This is a genomic window from Gordonibacter pamelaeae 7-10-1-b, from assembly GCF_000210055.1.
In the GTDB taxonomy this organism is placed as follows: Bacteria; Actinomycetota; Coriobacteriia; order Coriobacteriales; family Eggerthellaceae; genus Gordonibacter; species Gordonibacter pamelaeae.
In genome coordinates, this window is record NC_021021.1 from 2,643,382 (window position 1) to 2,645,947 (window position 2,566).

Sequence of the window (2,566 nt, forward strand, 5' to 3'; positions counted from 1 at the left end):
GACGGTGCGAGCGGACGCGGGCGGGCGTCGGCGTGTGGTATGCTGCACGCAGGGGACGACCGCCGGGGGCGCCGGCGCGAGGGAGGGGTTCGCATGTACCGCATCAAGGAGTTCGCGGCGATGACGGGGCTGCCGCCGTCGAAGATCAGGTTCTACGAGAAGCACGGCCTGCTGGCCACGCGCCGCGAGGAGAACGGCTACCGGGTGTTCTCGCCCGAGGACGCCTTCCGCGCGAACGCGTTCCGCGTGCTGCTGCAGTACGGGTTCACCGTGGAGCAGGCCGTGGCCATGCTGGACGCCGAGCAGGGCACCGACGACTTCAAGCGCTCGCTGGAGGACCAGCAGGCAAAGCTGCGCCGCGAGGCCGACCTGCTGCGCTACCGGCTGGCGAAGATAGACAGCGCGCTCGCGCTGATCGACGGGGGCGGCCGGGCGGCCTTCACGCTCGTGGACGCGCCCGACCAGCTGTACGTGAGCGCATCGGTGGGCCGCGACTTCGGCGTGTCGGTGGAAAACGAGCGGGAGATCGCCCTGTTCTACGACCTGCTGAGCATCACCAGCTGCGCGCGCATCATCGCCAAGCGCGACTTCGACGCGCCGGGCGAAACGGTGGACCCCAGCTACGTCATCGCCATGCCCGAGAGCGAGGAGCACCGGCTGGAAGGCGTCGACCGCGCGCACGTGGGCCGCCTGTGCCTGGGGAAATGCGTGCGGTTCCGGCGCCGCGTGACGCGGGCGGAGAGCGTGCGCAAGGAGACGTTCGCGGACCTGTTCGCCTACCTGGACGACCACGGCTACGCGCTGCGGGGGGACGTGATCCTGTTCCCGTCGTTTCTGAACCTGGACGGGAACGGCAGCGATATCGAGACGCTGTTCGCCCCGGTGAGATAAAGGCGCCCCGCCGTTGGAGGGAGAGGAGGCGGCGGGGCGGTCGGAGAGGGCCCCGGCGGCGCGGGGGGGGGTGCGCCGCCGGGACCGTTCGGAGTTGGTGAAACCCTACGCCTTGAGCGCGGCCACGGCCTCCTCGGCGGCGATGTAGCCGGAATCGATGCACAGACCGTAGCAGTAGCCGGGAATGTCGTAGTAGGGCGAGTAGTACAGGCTGCCCGCATCGGTGCCCGCGGCGTAGAGGCCGGGTATCGGGTCGTTCGTCTCGGCGGCCAGCACGCGGCAGCAGTCGTCGATGCGGATGCCGCCGAACGTGCTCCACGCGCTCGGCTCGTTCTCGGTCACGTAGAACGGCGGCGTGGCCACCTTCGAGAGGTACCACGGGTTCGCGCCGAACTCGGCGTCGGCGCCGGCGTCGCAGAACTCGTTGTACTGAGCCACCGTCTGGGGCAGCTCGTCCAGCCCGAAGTGCTCGGCCAGCTCCTCCAGCGTGTCGGCCTTGAAGCACCAGCCTTCCTCGATGCCCTCCTCGATGTCGGCGGGCAGGTTCTCGAGGATACGGTCCTTGAAGTAGTTGCCGATGAACCACGTGTCCTCGGTGGCGCCCTTCGCCGTGGTGTAGTTGTAGAGGCCCTGCGTGCTCATGGCGTCCACGTAGGCCTGGTCGACCACGGCGTACCACGGGGAGTTCTTGAGGATCTGCTCGGAGCCGTAGCTCATGGGATAGTCGCACAGCAGGCCCTCGTTGATGAAGCGCTTGCCCTCGGCGTCCACCAGGAGGCAGCCGTACAGGCCGAACTTGAACGCGGTGTTCTGGTCGAACTTGTCCTGCTTGGCCGGGCGCGAAGCGTTGGCGTGCGTGCCGCCGTACTCGCAGGGGCAGTAGCCGTACGTCTTCTCCAGCGCAGCACCCGCCTTCTCGGCCGCGAGGATGGTGTCGCCCGTGCAGATGGAGTCGCCGCCGCGCGCCACGTTGAGCTTGCGCGTGTGCAGGAAGCGCTCCTGCAAATCGCGGTTGCCCAGGTAGCCGCCCGCCGCCAGGATGACGGCCTTGGCGTTGAACGTGATGTTCTTCTTGTCCTTCTCGACGGCGTTCACCCCGGTCACGGAGCCGTCGTCACCGGTGGCCAGCGACACGAGGGCCGTGGAGAACCGCACGTCCACGTTGTGGTCGGCCAGCGCCTGCTCCCACAGCTTCGCGCGCTCGTCGGAGGCGTTCGTGATGGCGTGGAAGCCGCCCTTCTCGCCCATGAACGGCGTCTCGAAGCGGAAGTTCTTCTCCTCGAACGTGTAGCCGATCTTCTCGAGCTGGGCCACGGCGTCGGCCGACGTCTCCAGGCAGCGGCGCATGAGCGCGGGGTTCGGCGTCCAGTGCGAATACTCCATGACGTGGTAGAACGCGTCGTCCACGGTGAGCGTGGTGCCGCCGGGCTTGTTCTGCAGCACGTCGGTGCCCACGGCGAACGGGCCGGACACGTAGATGCCGTTCGGGGCCGCCATGCTGTCGCCCTTCTCCAGCACCACCACGTTCGCGCCGCCCTTCGACGCGCGCAGCGCCGCCATGAAGCCGGCCGCGCCGCAGCCGACCACCACCACGTCGGCATCCACCGTCTCCTCGGCCTTGAACGGCTCGTCCTCGCCGCCCTTCGCGCCGTCGGACGCGTCCGCCGCCTTGCCG

Annotated in this window: 2 protein-coding genes; one reads left to right on the top strand and one right to left on the bottom strand. The window is 68.7% G+C overall.

From position 1 onward, the window contains the following. The first annotated feature begins 93 nt into the window (after nt 1-93). Nucleotides 94-891: a MerR family transcriptional regulator gene (locus GPA_RS12265; protein WP_015540058.1), complete on the top strand. Its 798-nt coding sequence runs from the start codon at nt 94-96 to the stop codon at nt 889-891. A gap of 105 nt (nt 892-996) precedes the next feature. On the opposite strand, the gene GPA_RS12270 is transcribed toward GPA_RS12265, so the two are convergent. Next, on the bottom strand, nt 997-2,566 hold a 1,570-nt coding region (locus tag GPA_RS12270), incomplete at its 5' end, for an FAD-dependent oxidoreductase (RefSeq protein WP_041239584.1).

Bases quoted from the DNA above. Each gene is read 5' to 3' on its own strand.
- GPA_RS12265 (WP_015540058.1), top strand. From the start codon at position 94: ATGTACCGCATCAAGGAGTTCGCGGCGATGACGGGGCTGCCGCCGTCG.